At 62.3% G+C, this 19,390-nt stretch carries 22 protein-coding genes; 17 read left to right on the forward strand and 5 right to left on the reverse strand.

The annotated features are described in order from the left end of the window. Positions 1–43: 43 nt before the first annotated feature. On the forward strand, positions 44–490 hold the full coding sequence (locus AC0L16_RS07680) for an anthrone oxygenase family protein (RefSeq protein ID WP_473619947.1): 447 nt from the start codon (positions 44–46) through the stop codon (positions 488–490). Positions 491–593: 103 nt separating this feature from the next. Here AC0L16_RS07680 and AC0L16_RS07685 read toward each other — a convergent pair whose 3' ends face one another. Both AC0L16_RS07685 and AC0L16_RS07690 read right to left on the reverse strand, forming a co-directional pair. After that, complete coding sequence (locus tag AC0L16_RS07685) at positions 594–1,316, reverse strand: haloacid dehalogenase type II (RefSeq protein ID WP_473619948.1); 723 nt, start codon at positions 1,314–1,316, stop codon at positions 594–596. 192 nt (positions 1,317–1,508) lie between these two features. Beyond that, on the reverse strand, positions 1,509–1,997 hold the full coding sequence (locus AC0L16_RS07690; RefSeq protein ID WP_473619950.1) for a RidA family protein: 489 nt from the start codon (positions 1,995–1,997) through the stop codon (positions 1,509–1,511). 205 nt (positions 1,998–2,202) lie between these two features. On the opposite strand from AC0L16_RS07690, the gene AC0L16_RS07695 reads away from it, so the two are divergent. From AC0L16_RS07695 to AC0L16_RS07740, 10 genes are all read left to right on the forward strand, one after another. Continuing rightward, entirely contained in the window at positions 2,203–2,904 is a 702-nt protein-coding gene (locus AC0L16_RS07695) for a TetR/AcrR family transcriptional regulator (RefSeq protein WP_473619951.1), read from the forward strand. A 211-nt stretch (positions 2,905–3,115) separates the two neighbouring features. Continuing rightward, complete coding sequence (locus tag AC0L16_RS07700; protein ID WP_473620027.1) at positions 3,116–3,850, forward strand: FadR/GntR family transcriptional regulator; 735 nt, start codon at positions 3,116–3,118, stop codon at positions 3,848–3,850. Further along, positions 3,847–5,022 (forward strand): PLP-dependent transferase, encoded by a 1,176-nt coding sequence (locus AC0L16_RS07705; RefSeq protein ID WP_473619952.1) that lies wholly within the window; start codon positions 3,847–3,849, stop codon positions 5,020–5,022. Before AC0L16_RS07700 ends, AC0L16_RS07705 begins: the two co-directional genes overlap by 4 nt. 27 nt (positions 5,023–5,049) lie before the next feature. Further along, positions 5,050–6,309, forward strand: coding sequence for an ABC transporter substrate-binding protein (locus AC0L16_RS07710; RefSeq protein WP_473619953.1), 1,260 nt, complete (start codon positions 5,050–5,052; stop codon positions 6,307–6,309). Positions 6,310–6,429: 120 nt separating this feature from the next. Beyond that, a complete protein-coding gene (locus tag AC0L16_RS07715; RefSeq protein WP_473619954.1) occupies positions 6,430–7,365 on the forward strand; it encodes a carbohydrate ABC transporter permease in 936 nt (311 codons plus the stop codon). 13 nt (positions 7,366–7,378) lie between these two features. After that, a complete protein-coding gene (locus tag AC0L16_RS07720; RefSeq protein ID WP_473619955.1) occupies positions 7,379–8,212 on the forward strand; it encodes a carbohydrate ABC transporter permease in 834 nt (277 codons plus the stop codon). A 10-nt stretch (positions 8,213–8,222) separates the two neighbouring features. Next, positions 8,223–9,323 (forward strand): ABC transporter ATP-binding protein, encoded by a 1,101-nt coding sequence (locus AC0L16_RS07725; protein WP_473619957.1) that lies wholly within the window; start codon positions 8,223–8,225, stop codon positions 9,321–9,323. A gap of 194 nt (positions 9,324–9,517) precedes the next feature. After that, entirely contained in the window at positions 9,518–10,132 is a 615-nt protein-coding gene (locus AC0L16_RS07730) for a hypothetical protein (RefSeq protein ID WP_473619958.1), read from the forward strand. Between the two features lie 3 nt (positions 10,133–10,135). Then, positions 10,136–10,981: a 23S rRNA (adenine(2030)-N(6))-methyltransferase RlmJ gene (locus AC0L16_RS07735; RefSeq protein ID WP_473619959.1), complete on the forward strand. Its 846-nt coding sequence runs from the start codon at positions 10,136–10,138 to the stop codon at positions 10,979–10,981. 132 nt (positions 10,982–11,113) lie between these two features. Beyond that, positions 11,114–11,566, forward strand: a complete 453-nt coding sequence (locus AC0L16_RS07740; RefSeq protein WP_473619960.1) for a hypothetical protein — start codon at positions 11,114–11,116, stop codon at positions 11,564–11,566. On the opposite strand, the gene AC0L16_RS07745 is transcribed toward AC0L16_RS07740, so the two are convergent. Together AC0L16_RS07745 and AC0L16_RS07750 are read right to left on the reverse strand one after the other, a co-directional pair. Next, a complete protein-coding gene (locus tag AC0L16_RS07745) occupies positions 11,536–11,874 on the reverse strand; it encodes a transcriptional regulator (RefSeq protein ID WP_473619961.1) in 339 nt (112 codons plus the stop codon). The two genes, AC0L16_RS07740 and AC0L16_RS07745, sit on opposite strands and share 31 nt — an antisense overlap. A gap of 421 nt (positions 11,875–12,295) precedes the next feature. Then, positions 12,296–12,865 (reverse strand): hypothetical protein, encoded by a 570-nt coding sequence (locus AC0L16_RS07750; protein ID WP_473619962.1) that lies wholly within the window; start codon positions 12,863–12,865, stop codon positions 12,296–12,298. A 446-nt stretch (positions 12,866–13,311) separates the two neighbouring features. Between AC0L16_RS07750 and AC0L16_RS07755 the strand changes: the two genes are divergently transcribed. After that, positions 13,312–13,908 carry a glutathione S-transferase family protein gene (locus AC0L16_RS07755; RefSeq protein ID WP_473619963.1) on the forward strand — a complete coding sequence of 199 codons (597 nt, stop codon included), beginning with the start codon at positions 13,312–13,314 and terminating at the stop codon, positions 13,906–13,908. 82 nt (positions 13,909–13,990) lie between these two features. On the opposite strand, the gene AC0L16_RS07760 is transcribed toward AC0L16_RS07755, so the two are convergent. Further along, on the reverse strand, positions 13,991–14,641 hold the full coding sequence (locus tag AC0L16_RS07760) for an outer membrane protein (protein ID WP_456007462.1): 651 nt from the start codon (positions 14,639–14,641) through the stop codon (positions 13,991–13,993). A 407-nt stretch (positions 14,642–15,048) separates the two neighbouring features. On the opposite strand from AC0L16_RS07760, the gene AC0L16_RS07765 reads away from it, so the two are divergent. The 5 genes from AC0L16_RS07765 to AC0L16_RS07785 all read left to right on the forward strand — a co-directional run bounded on the left by AC0L16_RS07765 (position 15,049) and on the right by AC0L16_RS07785 (position 19,352). Further along, positions 15,049–15,825 carry an SDR family oxidoreductase gene (locus AC0L16_RS07765; protein WP_473619965.1) on the forward strand — a complete coding sequence of 259 codons (777 nt, stop codon included), beginning with the start codon at positions 15,049–15,051 and terminating at the stop codon, positions 15,823–15,825. Next, positions 15,822–17,909: an excinuclease ABC subunit UvrC gene (gene uvrC, locus AC0L16_RS07770; protein WP_473619966.1), complete on the forward strand. Its 2,088-nt coding sequence runs from the start codon at positions 15,822–15,824 to the stop codon at positions 17,907–17,909. The genes AC0L16_RS07765 and uvrC overlap by 4 nt, the downstream gene beginning before the upstream one ends. A 97-nt stretch (positions 17,910–18,006) precedes the next feature. Further along, on the forward strand, positions 18,007–18,603 hold the full coding sequence (pgsA, locus tag AC0L16_RS07775; protein ID WP_077375516.1) for a CDP-diacylglycerol--glycerol-3-phosphate 3-phosphatidyltransferase: 597 nt from the start codon (positions 18,007–18,009) through the stop codon (positions 18,601–18,603). A gap of 1 nt (position 18,604) precedes the next feature. Then, the gene (gene moaD, locus AC0L16_RS07780; protein WP_473619967.1) at positions 18,605–18,862 is read left to right on the forward strand and encodes a molybdopterin converting factor subunit 1; all 258 of its coding nucleotides are present in this window, start codon (positions 18,605–18,607) and stop codon (positions 18,860–18,862) included. A 1-nt stretch (position 18,863) separates the two neighbouring features. Beyond that, the gene (locus AC0L16_RS07785) at positions 18,864–19,352 is read left to right on the forward strand and encodes a molybdenum cofactor biosynthesis protein MoaE (RefSeq protein WP_473619968.1); all 489 of its coding nucleotides are present in this window, start codon (positions 18,864–18,866) and stop codon (positions 19,350–19,352) included. The last annotated feature ends 38 nt before the right edge of the window (positions 19,353–19,390 follow it).

A 19,390-nucleotide genomic window follows, 5' to 3' on the forward strand; every position in this document is an offset into this window, starting at 1 on the left:
AAGTCATCAAACTCGAAAGAAAACAAAGGCAGGAGAGATTCCGTTGCGACTCCTATTCAACATTCTCGCTATCTCGGGTTCGGCGATGTTCGCCGGCGTCATGCTGACGATCGGCGTAACGTTGGGCGGCTACTGGAAGAGCCTTCCCGCTGCCGAATTCCTCGACTGGTTTAGCCAGAACGACCGGTTCATCATAAGGACGATCCCCCTTGTCGTCGTTCCGACCCTCATCGGCCTGATCGGTTCGCTCTGGCTCAGCTGGAGCGAGGCAGGAATACGTGCACTGTGGATCGGGGCGACTGCCTGTGTGGCTGCCGTTCTGGTTCTCACTATGGCCTGGTTCCTTCCGACCAACGCGCAATTCGCCACCAAGTCGTTCCCCCTGGATCAGGTGCCCGCAAGGCTAGACACCTGGCTCATGGTCCACAACGTTCGAATCCTGCTCGCCACCGTCGCGTCGGTGCTCGGGATTCTGGCAGTCGCTCGGTGAAGGCGAGACCGGCGCTGGCAACGCAAGGCGTAGTAAAGCCTGCCGCTTTGGCTATCCACAACCCAGGATTGTCGCTGGGTCCCCGCGGCTCGTTGAGATCGCGCTACAACTGAAGGCGTTCAGCCAAGTCAATGAAGTCGCTGGCCATCAGGTCCCAGGCTTGATCAGGGTGCAGATCCGTGGCCTGCGCTACCCCGTGCTCGGTCGGACGCGGGACAAAGACTGTTCGCAATCCGCATGCCCGAGCCGCTGCAAGATCGCCGTTGTGGGCGGCCACAAGACAGATCTCATCTGGCTTCATTGCCAAGACGTCAGCGGTGCGAAGATAGGCTTCTGGCGTAGGCTTGTAGGCTTGCACGACTTCGGCGCCGAGGATCGCATCCCAGGGGATGCGACTACGCTTCGCCATGTTGAGCATGAGGACGATGTTGCCGTTCGAGAGCGGCGCGATGATATAGCGGGCCTTGAGCCGTGCAAGGCCGGCCACCACGTCCGGCCATGGCTCCAATCGGTGCCATGCGAGGTTCAGTTCGTCCAGCTCGGACGCTGGCACCGAAGCCGGGTCGATCCCGAATTCTGGCAAAACGGCTGCCAGATTCTCCCGATGCAGCACGTCGAGCCGTGTAAAGGGCCGCCTGCCGCTGCGCACCTCCTCCATCGCTGGGGAGTAACGGCGGCGCCACGCATCCGCAAAAGCGGTAGGAATAGCGGATCCTGCTCCATGCCGCTTCAGGAACGGCTCAGCTTCGCGCGCCACGCCGCTGCGCCAATCGACGACAGTGCCGAACACGTCGAATACCAACGCACGTACGCCATCCAATGCCATCACATTCGGCTCCTCGATCCCCACACTAAATGACCGCATTTGGGTGGGGCGAGCGCCCTTGCGGCTGTCCCAAAAATCGCCCGCGAAACACCCATTTTTGCGAGGAAAATTGCGACAGGCAAACCATTGACCGGATGGACAGGGTGAAACTATCGCGAAGCGCAGCATATGTGCGAAAGGCGACCGGCACCACTATTCCAGAATGACGACGGCCTCCACCTCGAAGAGCATGGGGTCAAGTGCAAGCTTGGGAACGGGAATCAGGGTCTGCGCCGGCAGCGCCTCACCGAACATTTTTTTGACGTTCTTGGTCAGCACCTCAAGCTTGGACATATCGTGATCGACCACGAAAACCGTGAGCTTGGCGACCTGATCCGGCCTCGCGCCGAGCGCATCGAGGGCGGTGCGCAAATTTGTGTAGGCCTGCTCAACCTGGACAGCGAAGTCGGGCGACAAGGCTCCCGTGCTGTCTTGCCCGCCCTGTCCGGAGAGGTAGGCCACCCGGACTCCGCGCGGCGTGATCACCGCCGTGCTGTAGCCATTCGGCGACGGGTCGTAGAGGTTTTGTGCATTGACGATGGTCAGCTTGAGATTCTTCTCATTGGCTGTCGTGGCAGTGGGAACTCCGATGGTCATGATGATTAGCCCTTCGATAAGCAGATGCTTGATTGCGCGGGACATGATTTTCTCGCGTGATGATTTTCTCTTGGCTCTTCGAGCAACGTACCCTCGCGGCCGGCATGACTGAAATTTGACCGCATCGCCCATACGATGACTCGTGCGACGTACGAGTCATCGTATGGTACGTCGTACGAGTCAATCGTTTAAGATCGACATTCGCCGCTTTGCCGGTCAAAATCGACGTTCTGAACAGCGAGGGAGACGGATGGCTGCAAAACGCAGCGGCGCCCGGAGCAAACGAGGGATAAATGAGCGGCTCCAGCCCGTGCAGGAGTCGCGCAGTGAACCGCTTCTCTCTCGGGAACGTATCGTGGCGACCGCGGTAGAACTGCTGGACGCCCAGGGAGTCGACGGATTGACAATGCGTCGGCTGGCCGATCGCCTCGGCTCGGGCGTGATGAGCCTATATTGGCACGTCGACAACAAAGAGGATGTCTTTGATCTGGCGCTCGACTCGGTGCTTGAATATCGCGGACCGCCGCGAATGGATGAGTCTCAAGACTGGCGCGGTGAAGTCGTTCATATGCTCGAAGACTGGCGCGCCAGCATGCTGCGCCACCCTTGGTCGGCATCGCTGTTGCCGCGCCGGGCGCTCGGCCCGAACATCCTCGGTCGCCTGGAACTGCTGAGCAAGACCTTGTCCAGGGCCGGTGTTGCGGACGCAGATGTGAACGTTGCGATATGGTCGCTCTGGAACTATGTGATGGGCGCCACCATCACCCGGGCGAGCTTCGACCTCTCGGACGACGACAGGGCCGCTGCGCAGCAGCGCCTTACACGGCTCAGCGAGCGCTACCCGACAATCGAACGCTCTCGTCTGCTGTTGGACAATGATTGGGACGGCGCTTTCCGGAAAGGCCTCGGCTTCCTGCTCGATGGCCTCTCTCAAGATGAGGCTGAACGGTAGCTTTGGCTGAAAGCGACTGTCGCAAAATCGTCGATAAAATCACAGTTTTGCAGCTGATTTTTGCAAGGTCGCAGAAGACGCCCTTTGCGGCAAGGTTCCGCAATGAGCCGAAATGCAAACTGAGATGCTGCCCAGGCCACTTGACGAAAGGCCGGTGGCGCGCAAAACTGCTAAGATGTCAGACCAATCTTGGGCGTAGGTACCCATGCGAATGCGCGGCGAACTGCCCGGGGCACCTGCCACGCGTGTGGCAATCGCCACGCTCCCGCCATTGGACCGCGGCAAACAGGTTATGGAAGCGCTGGCAGACTATGTCGAGCGCGCTGCGCTGAAGAGCGGTGACCGGCTTCCGACCGAACGCGAATTGATGGCCGCGCTTTCCGTGGGGCGTTCAACGATTCGCGAGGCGATGGGGCGTTTCGAAGCGCTCGGCGTCACCGAGACCCGCAAAGGCAGCGGCACCTATCTGCTCAAGCCGATATCCGCCGGCACGATCCATTTACCGCTGTCGCTCAATACGGCTGAGCTGCGCGACGGTCTCTTGCACACCCTCGAGGTGCGCCGCGGCATCGAGGCCGAGGCAAGCATGGTTGCGGCGCGGCGGCGGACAGTCGACGATCTGCGGACGATCGAGGAAAAACTCATCGAGATGGAGCGCGTCCATCTCGCGACCGGCACGTCGGGACCGGAAGACCTGGCCTTTCACCTGGCGGTCTACGATGCCACGCACAATCCGCTTTTCCGACAGCTCCTGGGGCAGATGCGCGAAGCGTTCGAGCGCTTCTGGGACCATCCTTTCGACCGGCAGGATTTCGCGCGGCGATCGTTCCCGTATCACCGTGAGCTGTTCGATGCGATCGTCGCCGGGGACGCGGAGCGGGCGCGCGGAAAAACGCTGAAGATCCTCGAGATCGTGGAAGAGGATATCGAGGAAATGTCGAAATGAACGGCCCTGATTTTTTCGACCAGGCCTCGCTGATCGCCGCCCATGACGAGGGCAACGCCTTCGATGCCGTCGTCCCGCCGATCGTGCAGACCTCGCTCTTCACCTTCTCGAATTATGACGAAATGCTCGAGACATACCGCGGCGAAAAAGTGCGGCCGACCTACACGCGCGGGCTGAACCCGACCGTGCGCATGTTCGAGGAAATGCTGGCAAAGCTGGAGGGCGCCGATGACGCGATCGGTTTTGCAAGCGGCATGTCCGCCATCTCATCGGCAGTGCTGAGCTTCGTCGAACCGGGCGACCGCATTGTCGCGGTCAGGCATATCTACCCGGACGCGTTCAGACTGTTCGGGACGTTGCTCGCGCGCATGCGCATCGAGGTGACCTATGTCGACGGGCGCGACGAGGCGGCTGTCGCGAGCGCCCTGCCTGGCGCCAGGCTGTTCTATATGGAAAGCCCGACCAGCTGGGTCATGGAAACGCATGACATCGGTGCGCTCGCTGCGCTGGCAAAGTCCCGCGGCATCCCGACCATCATCGATAACAGCTGGGCCAGCCCGGTCTTTCAGCGGCCGCTGTCGCTCGGTGTCGACGTTGTGGTCCACTCCGCATCCAAGTACCTGGGCGGCCACAGCGACGTGGTGGCCGGCGTGGTCGCGGGCTCGAAGGAGTTGATCGGCCGCATCCGCGGCGAAGCCTATCCATATCTCGGCGGCAAGCTGTCGCCATTCGATGCCTGGCTCTTGATTCGCGGCTTGCGCACGCTGCCGATCCGGATGCGCGCGCATCAGGCCTCCGGCCTCGAAATCGCACGTCGCCTGCGGGATCATCCGATCGTCGAGAGGGTCTGCCATCCGGGGTTGGCCAACCTGCTTCCCGCGGGGCTCACCGGCACGTCGGGCCTGTTCTCATTTGTCTTCCGCGACGGCATCGACATCCGCACGTTTGCCGACCGCCTCAAGCTGTTCAAGCTGGGCGTGTCCTGGGGCGGCCACGAAAGCCTCATCGTGCCCGGCGAGGTCGTGCTGCAGCAGAAGGCCCAACCCAATTCCGCGATGGCGTTCGGCGTCCATCCGCGGTCCGTGCGTCTCCATGTCGGCCTCGAGGGAACCGAGGCGCTGTGGAGTGACCTGGAAACGGCGATCGACGCCGCTTCCGACGAAAAGACCTGAAGCAACCAGACAAGAAGGGAACGGAAAATGAAGAAGCTTCTTATCGCCGCATTCGCCACCGTACTGATGTCGGGTGCTGCACTCGCCGACACGACGCTGAAGCTCGTGGAGGTGATCACCAGCCCCGAGCGCACCGAAACCCTGAAGTCGATCGTCGCCAAATTCGAGGCGGCCAACCCGGGCACGAAGGTCGAGGTGATTTCGCTGCCTTGGGGCGAGGCGTTCCAGAAATTCGCGACCATGGTGTCCGCCGGCGAAATCCCCGACGTCATGGAGATGCCGGACACCTGGCTGTCGCTCTATGCCAACAACGGCCTTCTCGAAAGCCTCGAACCCTATCTTGCCAAATGGGAGCACACCTCGGGCCTCACCGATCGCGCGCTCGAACTCGGCCGCGACGTGAACAACACCGCCTACATGCTGCCCTACGGTTTCTATCTCCGGGCGATGTTCTACAACAAGAAGCTGTTCCAGGAGGCTGGTGTCACCGAGCCGCCCAAGACGATGGACGAGTTCGTGGCGGCGTCGGAGAAAGTATCCAAGCTTCCAGGCAAATATGGCTACTGCCTGCGCGGCGGGCCGGGTGGCCTCAACGGCTGGATCATGTTCGGCGCAACCATGGCCGGCTCCAACAAGTTCTTCAATGAGGACGGCACCTCGACGATGAACAGCGAAGGCTGGGTCAAGGGACTGACCTGGGTGGTCGATCTCTACAAGAAGGGATTGGCGCCGAAGGACAGTGTCAACTGGGGTTTTAACGAAATCGTCGCCGGTTTCTACACCGGCACCTGCGCAATGCTTGATCAGGATCCAGACGCGCTGATCGCGATAGCCGAGCGGATGAAGCCGGAAGACTACGGCGTCACGACAATGCCGAAGGGGCCGAGCGGCAAGACGTTCCCGACCATCGGCTATGCCGGTTGGTCGATGATGGCGGCCAGCCAGAACAAGGACCTCTCCTGGAAGCTGATCGAAACGCTCGAAGGGCCCGAGGGCAATGTCGAGTGGAACAAACGCACCGGAGCGCTGCCGGTCCACAAGTCGGCCGAAAAGGATCCCTTCTACGCAAGCGAGCAGTTCAAGGGCTGGTTCGCCGAACTCGAGGACAAGGATGCAGTGCCAACGGTCATGCCGACCTATCTCGAGGAGTTCGCCTTCTTCAAGGACTCGATGGTCATCAAGACCAGTCAGCAGGCACTGCTTGGCGATATCACGCCAGAGGAAATGGCCAACCAGTGGGCCGACTATCTGACCAAGGCGCAGCAGAAGTACCTGGCCAAGAAATAAACGGCGGACCTAGAGCATCGGAGCCGCCCATCGCCGGGTGGCTCCGATAGGTCTGGTCCAAGGTCGATTGGAAGGATGGTCGATTGGACGGATGGCCAATTGGAGCGAAAGCGTTAGCTGATGGTTTTTGACGCCACCGCCGGGTTCCCGCAATCGCGCCGCCGGTCGCTGGTCGACCGGATCACGCGCCACGCCGAGCCATATCTTTACACCGCCCCGGCGCTGATTCTGATCGTCACCATCATGCTGGCGCCGCTGGTGCTAGGCCTGTCCTACGCCTTCCGCGACGTGCACTTGCTCAATCCCTTCTCTGGCGGGTATGTCGGGCTCGATCATTTTCGCACCCTTTATGGCGACGATAATTTTTACCGGGCGTTGCGCAACACGCTGTGGTGGACCGGCGCGTCCGTCTTGCTGCAATTCGTGTTCGGCATGATCCTGGCGCTGTTGCTCGACCGGCCGTTTGCCGGCCGCGCCATAGCGCAGGCGCTGGTGTTCCTGCCCTGGGCGGTGCCGACCTTCCTCACCGGGCTCAACTGGGCGTGGCTGTTCAACCCCGTCATCGGACCGCTGCCGCATTGGCTTTATGCGCTCGGCCTCATGAATGAGCCGGCTAACATCCTTTCCAATCCGCAGCTTGCCATGTGGGGGCCGATCATCGCCAACGTCTGGTGGGGCATTCCCTTCTTCGCCATCACGCTGCTGGCCGCGCTCCAGGCCATCCCGCGCGACCTCTACGAGGCGGCGGCGATCGACGGCGCCGGGGCATTCAGACGGTTCACGTCGATCACGTTGCCATTCCTTGCGCCGACCATTGCGATCACCGTGCTGTTGCGCACCGTCTGGATCTCGAACTTCGCCGACCTGATCATCGTCATGACCAGCGGCGGGCCTGCCGACCGCACGCAGATCGTCGCGAGCTACATCTTCACGCAAGCCTTCAGGGCCCTGGATTTCGGCTATGCCTCGGCCATTGCGCTGGTGCTGCTCGTCCTGTTGCTCGCCTATTCGATGCTGATCGTCATGCTGCGGCAAGTCCTGATGGATCGGGCCTGATCGGGATGACCAGATGAACAGCTATTCGTCCTTCGGCACCGCGCTTCACCGCCTGGCGATCCTTTGCTACGTCCTCTTTGCACTGTTCCCGCTGTTCTGGCTGTTGAAAGTATCGGTCACGCCGAACGACCTGCTCTATTCCGAGGGCGTGCGCATGTGGCCGTCGCGGATGAGCTTTGAACATTTCCGCTTCGTGCTCGCCCACAGCGCATTCCCGGTCTTCTTCAGGAACAGCATGATCGTTGCCGGCGCGACGGCCGTGATCGTGACGCTGCTTGCGTCTCTCTCCGGCTATGCATTGTCGCGCTTCACCTTCCGCGGCAAATACTGGCTGGTCGCGCTGATGCTGCTCACCCAGATGTTTCCATTGGTGATGCTGGTCGCGCCGATCTTCAAGATGCTCTCACCGCTCGGGCTGACCAACAGCCTGACCGGGCTGGTGGTCGTCTACACCGCCTTCAACATCCCCTTTGCGACGTTCCTGATGCAGTCGTTTTTCGACGGCATTCCCAAGGAGTTGGAGGAGGCGGCCAAGATCGATGGCGCCACGCAGTTCATGGCGTTTCGCCAGATTGTTCTGCCGCTGACGCTGCCCGGCATTGCGGCGACGCTGGGTTTTGTATTCACCGCCGCATGGAGCGAACTGCTGTTCGCGCTGATGCTGATTTCGGGCAACAGCGCCGCCACGTTTCCGGTCGGTCTGCTCACCTTCGTGTCGAAGTTTTCGGTCGATTTCGGGCAGATGATGGCGGCCGGCGTGCTGGCGCTGATCCCGGCCTGCCTCTTCTTCCTGTTCATCCAGCGCTATCTGGTCCAAGGCCTGACGGCCGGCGCGGTCAAGGGCTGAGTGAGGTTCCATGGCATCGATCGACATCCGCAACGTCCGCAAGAATTTCGGCATCGTCTCCGTGCTGCATGGCGTCGACCTGTCGATAGAGAACGGCGAGTTCGTGGTGCTGGTGGGGCCGTCGGGCTGCGGCAAGAGCACGCTGCTGCGCATGATCGCCGGGCTCGAGGAGGTGACCGAAGGTGAGATCCGGATCGACGGCATGCGCGTCAATGAGCGGGCGCCCAAGGACCGCGACATCGCCATGGTGTTCCAGTCCTACGCGCTCTATCCGCACATGAATGTCGCCGAGAACATGAGCTATGGCCTGCGCATCCGGAAGGCTGCCCGCGAGAAGATCACGGCCGCCGTCAGCAATGCAGCCAGGAAGCTTGAGCTGCAGCCGCTGCTTGCGCGGCGGCCGAAGGCACTGTCGGGCGGTCAGCGCCAGCGCGTGGCGATGGGCCGCGCGATCGTGCGACAGCCCAAGGCATTCTTGTTCGACGAGCCGCTGTCAAATCTCGATGCGCGCTTGCGTGAGCAGATGCGGGCAGAGATCAAGAAGCTGCACCGCGATCTCGGCGCGACCTCGATCTATGTCACCCACGACCAAATCGAGGCGATGACACTGGCCGACCGGATCGTCGCCATGCATGAGGGCGTGGTGCAGCAGGTCGGCAGCCCGCTGCAGCTTTACGACCGCCCTGCCAACCTGTTCGTGGCCGGCTTCATCGGATCGCCGGCCATGAATTTTCTGTCGGCGCGCTATGAGGTCGGCGTAGGCACGGCTGGCGCACGATTGCCCGATGGAACGCTGATTGCGCTTTCGTCAGCCTATCAACTCGAGCAAGGCGCGGCGGTGACGCTCGGCATCCGGCCGGAGCATGTCGAGATGTCGCCGGGCTCGGAGAGCAGCCTGAGGGCGACGGTCGACCTGATCGAGCCGACCGGCTTCGGCATCATCCTGCATCTCGGCCTGCATGGTCTGCCGTTCAACGTCTTCACGCTGGACAGGGCGGCGCTGACGGCTGGCCCGACGGTGACGGTGGCTTTCCCGCCGCAACATCTGCATTTGTTCGACGAGACTGGAATGCGCGCATTGGAATCGAGCCTCCACAAGGGGAAGGGCTGATCCTCCTTATCGGGCGCTCAGATCATTCGGATTCTCCCAAAACCGGTTCCCACCTTTGGGTCCGATGCTATTGTCTATCTTGGCACCGCCGAATTCGATACGACATTTGATCTCGGCCTCGACATGGCTCTGTACGAGATGGAACGCGCCCGCGGCGGCGCTAATGCTAATATCCGGGCAAGGTAGTCGAGCGCATGCGCTTTCTGTTTCTTCTGATCCTGCTCGCCGGCATCGGCATCGGCGTCGTCTATCCCTGGGCGATGACCAATTTCTCCGGCCATGAGATCGGGACCTGGCGGGTCTACGAACAGGGCCGGTTCATGCCGGCGACGGTGCCGCTGGCCGCTCGCGACGCGCCGGTGCGGGTGCTTGTCGACCTCACCGCGAGAACCGAACGCATCGTCGTCTCGCAACAGCGCACCGTGCTGACGCTGACCGCCGCCACCGGCGGCAGGACGGTGCTCGCCTCGACGCTGCAATTCAACCATTCGGAAAATCCGCGCCAGGTCAGCCCGCAACTGCCGGACAAGATTTTTCGCGACGAAGCCGGCCTGATCGCGAAGGTCAGCCCCGGCCCGTACCTCTTCACCATCGGCCCGGGCGACGCCGAAGGCATCGAGATGCGGGCGGTGGACCTCGTGCTGCGCTCCGGCGTTGGCGAGGTCGATCGCCGGGCGCAACCGGTCGGCTTCTCGCTGATGGCTGTCGGCCTAATCGGGCTGGTGCTGGCGTTGCGTTTCGGCGGCCGCCGGCCGCAAGATCCGAACTCGCAGCCGCCACCGCCACGCTGGGGCAGGGGCTCGAACTAGATCGTGAATTACCGCCACGCCTATCACGCCGGAAACTTCGCCGATGTCGTCAAGCATGTCGTGCTGAGCCGCCTCGTCGAATATCTGAAGCAGAAGGACAAGGCCTTTCGCGTTATCGACACCCATGCCGGCGTCGGCCGCTACGACCTGTCGTCGACTGAAGCGCAAAAGACCGGCGAATGGCAAGGCGGCATCGGCCGACTGGTCGATGCCGCCCTTGACGCGCCGGCGGCAGCACTACTGGCGCCTTATCTGGAAGCCGTCCGTTCGCTCAATCCTGAAGGCGGCGTGAAGAAATATCCGGGCTCGCCGCTGATCGCGCGTCATCTCATGCGCAAGCAGGACCGGCTGTCGGCGATCGAATTGCATCGCCAGGACGCCGCAAAGCTGAGGGCGCTGTTCCAAGGCGATTTCCAGACCCGGGTGATCGAGCTCGACGGCTGGCTGGCACTCGGCGCGCATCTGCCGCCGAAGGAAAAGCGCGGCCTCGTGCTGGTCGATCCGCCCTTCGAGGAGGAGGGCGAATTCGACCGCCTCGTCGATGGGCTGCGCAAAGCCCACAAGCGCTGGCCGGGCGGCGTCTATGCGTTGTGGTATCCGGTCAAGGACCGCAAGGCGGTCGCCGCCTTCCGCAAGGCGCTGGCGCAGTCAGGTGTCCCGAAGCTGCTCGACATCGGCTTCGAGATCAGGTCGCCATCGGCCGAGCCCGGCCTTGACGGCAGCGGCATGGTGGTGGTCAACCCGCCGTTCACGCTGGAGGGCGAATTGCGCACGCTGCTGCCGGCTTTGCACAATTTGCTTGTCATTGAAAAACCGGCGCATTGGACGCTGGAATGGCTGGCGGCGTAGGGCGGCAGAGCTATCCGCGCGCCTGTCCTGGTTTGAAAGCGATTTCGAACTAGGAAACCATTGTCGCTACAACCGCTTGACCGCGCGCAAGCGAATCCGCACAGTGCGCGCAGTCGACCATAAGAGGCTGCCATGACTCGCTTCGCCCAATCCGCCCTTGCCGCACTGATAGCGCTTTGCACGCCGCTCGGCACGTCCCTCGCTGTCACCCAGGCAGCAAAGGCGGCCGACCTTGCCGTCTATACCGAAGGAGACAGCGGCGTTTGCGGTGAGGCCTGGGTGCTGAACAAGATCACCAGCCGCTTCTCCTACCAGGTGCACCACGTGCCGAATCTGCCCATCGTCGAGATTGTCGATTTCCAGGGCATCCACCAGCATCGCTATCTGCCCGCCAACGAAACCTGGCCGATCGGCCGCCGCTATTGCGGCGCCACCGTCAGCCTGTCCGACGGCCACGCCCGCACCATCTGGTATCTGATCGAGGAAGGACAGGGCTTTGCCTCGATCGGCGATAATGTCGAATTCTGCGTCGCGGGCTTCGACCGCTGGATGGTCTACAACGGCCGCTGCCGCGTCCTGCGCTGAACGCGTTTGCCGGGCTGCTCCGCCTCATCGAGGATGGCGCGAAGGAAAGCGGCGTGACCGCGAAAGGCGCGCCGTCCGATTGACGTCGCCTTGACCCGCGTCTGCGGTCGACGCCCGACAAACAGCTTTTCGACATCGACATAGCCCGCCTTGGCAAGCGTATCGATATGCGCGCCGAGATTGCCGTCGGTCGCATTGACGATGGCCTTCAATCGGGTGAATTCCAGCGCTTCGCGCCGTTCCAGAGAATTCAGCGCCGCCATGATCCTGAGCCGCACGCTCTGGTGGATGATTTCGTCGGCAGCCATATCAGGCCTGCTGTGGTGTCCGGCGTTCAGTCTCACTGATCTGGGACAGCGCCGCCCGATATTGCGCGAATGACATGCGCTCTTCCCAATGATCCAGAATACTCTGCCAAATAGAATAATCTGTCAACAGCGGATAAGTCATGGCGGCCGAATGGGCCGCGCTTTGCTTTTGCAGATTATGTAGATCGCCTGGTAGAACAAGAGGATGAGACCGATGAAGCAGCCCGTCATGGTGTTGGCGGTCGACGATCAGCGAACAAAAAAGGCTTGCTAACCTTCAGCGCCTTGAGCGGGATTGGTTCCGGCAAAGCGTGCAGAGTGTCTGTCGCAAACCGTCGGCAAAGATCGAAGAGCAGCAACGGCATTTTGCGAAATCAGCACGAGCGTGTGTCGCCTGTAACCAAAACTTAAACTGAAAAAATCATGATGATGCTTCGCTGGCTAGACAAGCGCGAGTCAGATATGCATTACGCGCCGGGTCATTAACGGCCGTCGGCACAACTAAGGGGCATGATATGGCTAAACAGTCATCCAAAGCGCCGGCATCCCAGTCACCGGCAAAGAAGTCACCGGCAAAGCAGGCGCCGGCAAAGAAGGCACCAGTAAAAGCAGTGGCGGCAAAGGCCGCGGCCGCTGTGAAGAAAGCAGCACCTGCTGCCAAGCCGAAGGTCGCCGCGGCCAAGGCAAAAGCAGCGCCGGCCAAGAAGCCGGCCGCGAAGGCCGCGGCAAAACCGGCAGTGAAGAAAGCAGCACCTGCCAAGGCCGCGCCCGCCAAGGCAAAAGCAGCGCCGGCCAAGAAGCCAGCTGCAAAGGCCGCGGCCAAGCCGGCAGTGAAGAAAGCTGCGCCTGCCAAGACTGCGCCTGCCAAGACTGCACCGGCAAAGAAGGCTGCGCCGCCAAAGAAAGCGGCTGCAGCGAAGTCTTCGGTAGCGGTGAAGAAAGCAGCGCCGGCGGCCAAGCCAAAGGCGAAGGCCGCGACCGCGAAGGCCAAGAAGTAATCGCGTTTCTTCGCTCGCGGAGGACAGTGCTGATGACGGTTGAGGGCGGGTGCCGGACCGGCGCCTCGCTCGCAGGGTCAGTGCTCGGGCAGCAAAAGAGGCGGAGGGAAGACAGCTTTTCGCAGCTCCCAGGACTTCGCCCTACGGCGAAGTCCGGTGGGCCATTTCTCTGTGCCCGGAGAGAAATTCTTGGTGCAAGACCGGGTTGGCCGGTTTCGGATCCGTCTGACCTGCCCAGATGCTCTTAGGCTGGAACTGCCTCGGGATCGTGGAAGAGGACGGTCGTTCGCCGTGGCGCCCGGTTTTTCCGCCTGTGGGCTGTTGATCATGTCGGGATGTCCGGCCAACAGTGTCGCGGAAATGGATCATACGCAAATTCAATGTGCTACAGCGTCATTTGCGCGTCCATGCTCTGTACTCGGCAAACAGGAACCCGATCATGCCCAGACTGCTCTACGCGTCCACGTCACCCTATAGTTCCAAAGTGCGCATGGCCGCGCTTTATGCCGGCATCGCCGTCGATCTCGTGCCGATAAAAACCGAAGACAAACCGGCTGAGCTGATCGACGCCAATCCACTCGGCAAGATCCCGGTGCTGGTGCTCGACGACGGCCGCTCGATCCACGATAGCCGCGCCATTACCCAGCATCTCAACCGCATGTCGAAGAATGCGCTGTTTCCGCGCAATCCCGACAAGCGGCTCGAGGCGGAAGTGCTTGAGGCACTGGCCGACGGCATCTGCGACTGCGCGCTGTCGATGGTCTATGAGCGGCGCACGCGCCCCGAAGACATGGTCTACCAACCGTGGCTCGACCGCCAGTGGGCGAAGATCACCAGCGCGCTCGATCTGCTCAACGCCAATCCGCCAAAGCTGCCAAAGAAGATCACCGCCGGTCAGCTGGCGCTGCGCGCCTGCCTTGGCTATCTCTCGCTGCGATTTGCCGGAAAATGGGAAAAGGGCCGCAGCAGGCTGGTCCGCTGGGCAACCCGATTTGACGAGAAGTTTCCCGAGCTGAAACCCTGCATTCCGGCGTGAGCTGGTTGGCACGCAGTTGGAGAAGCAATCATAAAAAAGCCGGGCACGAGGCCCGGCTTTTTCGTGTCGTGGCTTGGACGATTTAGAACTTCATACCGACGCCGAAGGTGACGCGGTTGTCGGTCGACTTGACCTTGCCGATACCGTCAAAGTCCTTGTCGCCGAAGTCGGTGTAGCGATACTCGACACGGCCGAACACATTGTCAGTGATCTTGATGTCGGTACCGACGCCGGCCGTCCAGCCGAGCATGGTGTTTTCGTCGCTGGCGCCGGCCGCTTCGATCTCCTGGTTCTTGAGCGCGCCACCGGCGGTGCCGTAGAGCAGGATTTCCGGGGTGACGGCATAGCCGAGGCGGGCGCGCAACGAGCCTTCGAAGCCGCCCTTGGCCTCGACGCCACCATCGTCGCCCTCGATGCCGCTATAGCCGATATCGGCTTCAGCACCGTAGACGAAGTTCTCCGCCTGCCACTGATAGCCGCCAAAGACGCCGCCGACAAAACCATCGGTGTCGACGTCAGTGCCGATATCCTCGGCATCGGCATGGCCGCTGAAGCCGTAGCCGACGCTCACACCGGCATAGGGACCGGCCCAGGAAGCGACCGGCAGTTCGGCGATCGGGGCGGGGGCCGGCGGCTCTTCCGCGATGACGTCAGCAGCATAGGCGGTTCCGCCGAGGGCGAAGAGCCCGAACGCCACCGCCAGCGGTCGCGCAAATTTAAGATTGGCTTGCATTGTTCTTTACTCCTTAAGCCACAGGCACTGGCTTGCTTTTCACAAGCGCCCTCAACCCGCCGGGGGGAAAAACGGGTCTGGCGCTCAACGGTTCCGAATGTCGTGTCGAAATGCGGCTGAAGCGAACCTGAACTTGGGTCATTACCTGGCACGAATGAGGCTGAATTTTGACGTTGCATCAGCGCAACAGATGGTGTCAGGAGGCTTTGCCATGCCGTGCTGAACACCGCTTGGAGCAAGGGGTCCGGAGCCCTATATTGCGGTCTGACGGCCGAGTCCCGGCCACAGTCGAAAGACCGATCCGGCCGCTTTGCCACAATGCTGCCCAAGGTCCGAACGGCATTTAACGCTTCGCCGGCCACAGTTCGCCGGCTGGCTGAAATCGAAGCCCATTGAGGATTGACAGGATGAGCAAGGCCGCTGGAACGGCGCTGGTGACGGGCGGGGGCCAGCGGATCGGCAAGGCGATTGTCGAGGGTCTCGCCGCGAACGGTTTTGCCGTCGCCATCCATTGCAACCGCTCGCGGGCCGAGGCGGAAGCATTGGCCGCGCGGATCAACGGCGGTCACTTTGGCCAGGGTGGTCGCGCTGCTGTGGTCGCCGCCGACCTGACCGACATGGCCGCGGTCGAGGACCTCGTTGGCCGCGCCGAGGCCGCGCTCGGGCCTGTTACACTGCTGGTCAACAATGCGTCGCTGTTCGTGCACGATACGATTCAGGCCGTCGACTGGCTTGCCTGGGACCGTCACTTCGCCATCCACGTGAAGGCGCCGGCATTTTTGGCGCAACAATTCGCCCGCGCGCTGCCGGAAGGCGAGGAAGGGCTGATCGTCAATATGATCGACCAGCGCGTCTGGCGCCCGACGCCACGCTATTTCTCCTATGCGCTGTCGAAATCGACATTGTGGACGCAGACGCAGATGATGGCGCAGGCGCTGGCACCCCGCATTCGTGTCAATGCCATCGGTCCCGGCCCGACGCTGAAGAGCGCGCGTCAGCAAGACAGCGACTTTGCCGCGCAGGTCGACGGCCTGATCCTGAAGCGCGGCCCGGAATTGCCTGAATTCGGCGCCACCATCCGCTATCTCTGGGGCGCAAGCTCGGTCACCGGTCAGATGATCGCGCTCGACGGCGGCCAGCACCTTGCATGGCAGACGCCGGATGTGACAGGCATTGTCGAATGAGTCCCATGGACCAGAAACACAAACGCGGCGCCGCCGCCGACGACTTGCCCCCCGATGTCGACCTCGACGACGAGGTGGCGGGGGAGATCGTCGAACCGTCAGCTTCCGGTTCCGGCGGCCCTGATGTCGCCTTCACGGCCATCGATTGGGCGCCGCATGCCGGCGATGCAGACGGCATGGTCGGCGCCGAAGTCATCCAGACGCTGGTCAAAAGGCTGCCCAACGCGCCAGGCGTCTACCGCATGATGAATGCCGCGGGAGATGTGCTCTATGTCGGCAAGGCGCGCAGCCTGAAGAAACGGGTGACCAATTACGCGCAAGGCCGTTTCCACACCAGCCGCATCGGCCGCATGGTGCGCGAGACGGCGACGATGGAGTTCGTCGTCACCCGCACCGAGATCGAAGCGCTGCTGCTGGAAGCCAACCTTATCAAGCGCTTGCGGCCGCGTTTCAATGTGCTGATGCGGGACGACAAGTCGTTCCCCTATATCCTCTTGACCGGCGATCATGTCTCGCCCGGCATCTACAAGCATCGCGGCGCGCGCTCGCGCAAGGGCGACTATTTCGGCCCCTTCGCCTCGGCCGGCGCCGTCGGCCGCACCATCAACTCGCTGCAGCGCGCCTTCCTGCTCAGAAGCTGCACGGATTCCTTTTACGAGAACCGCACCCGGCCGTGCCTGCTGTTCCAGATCAAGCGCTGCGCCGGCCCGTGCACCGGCGAAATCTCGCATAGTGACTATGCCAGGCTGGTCGCCGAGGCGAAGGACTTCTTGTCCGGCCGCAGCCAGAAGGTGAAGACCGACATCTCCGCCGCCATGCAGCAGGCCGCGGAGAATCTCGATTTCGAGCGCGCCGCCATCTATCGCGACCGGCTGGCGGCGCTGTCGCATGTGCAGAGCCATCAGGGCATCAACCCGCAGACCGTCGACGAGGCCGATGTCTTCGCCATCCATCAGGAAGGCGGCCAGGTCTGCATCCAGGTGTTCTTCTTCCGCACCGGCCAGAACTGGGGCAACCGCGCCTATTTCCCCAAGGCCGATCCGGCGCTGGAGGCGGCCGAGGTGCTGGGCTCGTTCCTGGCGCAATTCTATGACGACAAGCCGACGCCGCGCACCATCCTGTTGTCGCATGGCGTCGAGAACCAGGAGTTGCTGGCCGAGGCGCTCTCCACCCGCGCGGGCCGCAAGGTGGCGATCTCGGTGCCGCAGCGCGGCGAGAAGAAGGACCTGACCGACAACGCCCTGCAGAATGCCCGTGAGGCGCTCGGCCGCCGGCTGGCCGAGACCTCGACGCAAGGGCGGTTGCTCACCGGTTTCGCCGAGACTTTCGGCCTGAAGAAACCGCCGGTTCGCATCGAGGTCTACGACAACTCCCACATCATGGGCACCAACGCCGTCGGCGCCATGATCGTCGCCGGGCCGGAAGGCTTCGTGAAGAGCCAGTACCGAAAATTCAACATCCGCTCGACCGAGATCACGCCGGGAGACGATTTCGGCATGATGCGCGAGGTGATGGAGCGGCGTTTCTCCCGCCTCCTGAAGGAGCATGGCGATGTGCCGCGGAGCGAACAGCCGGCGGACGTCATCCTGGCCGAACAGGGCGACGATATCGAGGATGCGGGCGGCTTCCCGGCCTGGCCAGACGTCATCCTCATCGATGGCGGCCAGGGCCAGATGACGGCGGTACGACAAATCCTCGCCGACCTCGGCATTGAGGACCGTGTCCAGGCCATCGGCATCGCCAAGGGCCAGGACCGTGACGCCGGCCGCGAACGCTTCTTCGTCAGGGGCAAGCCACCGTTTTCGCTCCCGGTGCGCGACCCCGTGCTCTATTTCGTGCAGCGGCTGCGCGACGAGGTCCACCGCTTCGCCATCGGCTCGCACCGCGCCCGCCGCAAGAAGGAGATGGTCAAGAGCCCGCTTGACGAGATCAGCGGCATCGGTCCCGGCCGCAAGCGCGCGCTGCTCATGCATTTCGGCACCGCCAAGGCGGTCAGCCGCGCCGCGATCGAGGATCTGGTGAAGGTCGATGGCATTTCCGAGCAGGTCGCCAAGCTGGTCTACAACCATTTTCACGAGAGCTGATGATTCGGCTATTTTCGGCTGGTCCATCGACTATCACCTGTTGACCCCCCACATTCGCTTCTGATTTGAGTAGGCAGGCAGAAAGAGTTCCAAAGATATGGCCCAGCGCGCATTCAACCTGCCCAACATGCTCACTTACCTCCGCATCCTCGCGGTGCCGCTGGTTGTGCTGTGTTTTTTTCTCGAAGGCCATCTGAAGTCGAGCGACTTCGCCCGCTGGTCGGCGCTGATCATTTTCCTGCTCGCCTCGATCACCGATTATTTCGACGGCTATCTGGCACGCGCCTGGCAGCAGACCTCGAATATCGGCAAGATGCTCGATCCGATCGCCGACAAGTTGCTGGTCGCCACGTGCCTGCTGCTGCTGGCGGCCGATACCGATAGGCATGCCGGCATCGCCGGCTGGTCGCTGTGGGCGGCAATCATCATCCTGTGCCGCGAGATCCTGGTCTCGGGCCTGCGCGAATATCTGGCGGCGCTAAAGGTATCGGTTCCGGTGACGCAGCTGGCAAAGTGGAAGACCACCATCCAGATGATCGCCATCGCCTTCCTGCTCGCCGGACCTGCCGGCGACAAGATCTTCCCGCTGACCACGCAGATCGGGCTTGTGCTGTTGTGGATCGCCGCGCTGGTGACGCTTTACACCGGCTACGACTATTTCCGCGCCGGCCTCAAGCACATCATGGACGAGTAGCATGTCGACGAGGCTCATCTATTTCGCCTGGGTGCGCGAGCGGATCGGCAAGCCGCAAGAGGACGTCGATTTGCCCGCCGGCATCGAGACGGTGGCCGACCTGCTGCGCTGGCTGAAATCGCGCGGCGAGGAGTACGAGCACGCGCTGCAATCTCCTGACGTGATCCGCGTCGCCATCAACCAGGAACATGTCGAGCACCGCGAGAAGATTTCAGGCGCGCGCGAGATCGCGCTGTTCCCGCCGATGACGGGTGGCTGAAATGCCCGGCGCGGTGGTGCCGACGGTGCGCATCCAGGCGGAGGATTTCGATGTCGCCGCCGAGATCGCCGGGATGACGCAAGGCCGCGCCGACATCGGCGCCGTGGTGACTTTCTCGGGTCTCTGTCGCGATGAAGCGGGCAGGCTCGCGGCACTCGAACTCGAACATTATCCCGGCATGGCCGAGGCCGAGATCGGCCGTATCGCCGCCGAGGCGGTTCACCGCTGGCCGCTGCAGGGGCTCACCGCCATCCATCGCCACGGCAGGATCGCGCCCGGTGAGAACATCGTGCTGGTGGTCGCTGCCTCCGCCCACCGGCAGGCGGCGTTCGAGGCGGCGAGCTTCCTGATGGATTACCTCAAATCGCGCGCGCCGTTCTGGAAGAAGGAACACCACACCGACGGCTCGCAAGGCGGCTGGGTCGACGCCAAGGAGACCGACGACGAGGCCGCAAGCCGCTGGAAGCAGGCCGTGCCGAAACGAAGTTGATGCTTCGCGTCAGCCAGTGCGGTGGAAACCGATCAGCC

It is taken from the genome of Mesorhizobium sp. WSM4848, from assembly GCF_055811375.1.

What these genes read in the sequence shown, in the direction of transcription:
- AC0L16_RS07685 (WP_473619948.1), bottom strand. Translation starts at nt 1,316, where the DNA reads ATGGCATTGGATGGCGTACGTGCGTTGGTATTCGACGTGTTCGGCACT.
- AC0L16_RS07690 (WP_473619950.1), bottom strand. Translation starts at nt 1,997, where the DNA reads ATGTCCCGCGCAATCAAGCATCTGCTTATCGAAGGGCTAATCATCATG.
- AC0L16_RS07695 (WP_473619951.1), top strand. Translation starts at nt 2,203, where the DNA reads ATGGCTGCAAAACGCAGCGGCGCCCGGAGCAAACGAGGGATAAATGAG.
- AC0L16_RS07700 (WP_473620027.1), top strand. Translation starts at nt 3,116, where the DNA reads ATGCGCGGCGAACTGCCCGGGGCACCTGCCACGCGTGTGGCAATCGCC.
- AC0L16_RS07705 (WP_473619952.1), top strand. Translation starts at nt 3,847, where the DNA reads ATGAACGGCCCTGATTTTTTCGACCAGGCCTCGCTGATCGCCGCCCAT.
- AC0L16_RS07710 (WP_473619953.1), top strand. Translation starts at nt 5,050, where the DNA reads ATGAAGAAGCTTCTTATCGCCGCATTCGCCACCGTACTGATGTCGGGT.
- AC0L16_RS07715 (WP_473619954.1), top strand. Translation starts at nt 6,430, where the DNA reads ATGGTTTTTGACGCCACCGCCGGGTTCCCGCAATCGCGCCGCCGGTCG.
- AC0L16_RS07720 (WP_473619955.1), top strand. Translation starts at nt 7,379, where the DNA reads ATGAACAGCTATTCGTCCTTCGGCACCGCGCTTCACCGCCTGGCGATC.
- AC0L16_RS07725 (WP_473619957.1), top strand. Translation starts at nt 8,223, where the DNA reads ATGGCATCGATCGACATCCGCAACGTCCGCAAGAATTTCGGCATCGTC.
- AC0L16_RS07730 (WP_473619958.1), top strand. Translation starts at nt 9,518, where the DNA reads ATGCGCTTTCTGTTTCTTCTGATCCTGCTCGCCGGCATCGGCATCGGC.
- AC0L16_RS07740 (WP_473619960.1), top strand. Translation starts at nt 11,114, where the DNA reads ATGACTCGCTTCGCCCAATCCGCCCTTGCCGCACTGATAGCGCTTTGC.
- AC0L16_RS07745 (WP_473619961.1), bottom strand. Translation starts at nt 11,874, where the DNA reads ATGGCTGCCGACGAAATCATCCACCAGAGCGTGCGGCTCAGGATCATG.
- AC0L16_RS07755 (WP_473619963.1), top strand. Translation starts at nt 13,312, where the DNA reads ATGCCCAGACTGCTCTACGCGTCCACGTCACCCTATAGTTCCAAAGTG.
- AC0L16_RS07760 (WP_456007462.1), bottom strand. Translation starts at nt 14,641, where the DNA reads ATGCAAGCCAATCTTAAATTTGCGCGACCGCTGGCGGTGGCGTTCGGG.
- AC0L16_RS07765 (WP_473619965.1), top strand. Translation starts at nt 15,049, where the DNA reads ATGAGCAAGGCCGCTGGAACGGCGCTGGTGACGGGCGGGGGCCAGCGG.
- uvrC (WP_473619966.1), top strand. Translation starts at nt 15,822, where the DNA reads ATGAGTCCCATGGACCAGAAACACAAACGCGGCGCCGCCGCCGACGAC.
- pgsA (WP_077375516.1), top strand. Translation starts at nt 18,007, where the DNA reads ATGGCCCAGCGCGCATTCAACCTGCCCAACATGCTCACTTACCTCCGC.
- moaD (WP_473619967.1), top strand. Translation starts at nt 18,605, where the DNA reads ATGTCGACGAGGCTCATCTATTTCGCCTGGGTGCGCGAGCGGATCGGC.
- AC0L16_RS07785 (WP_473619968.1), top strand. Translation starts at nt 18,864, where the DNA reads ATGCCCGGCGCGGTGGTGCCGACGGTGCGCATCCAGGCGGAGGATTTC.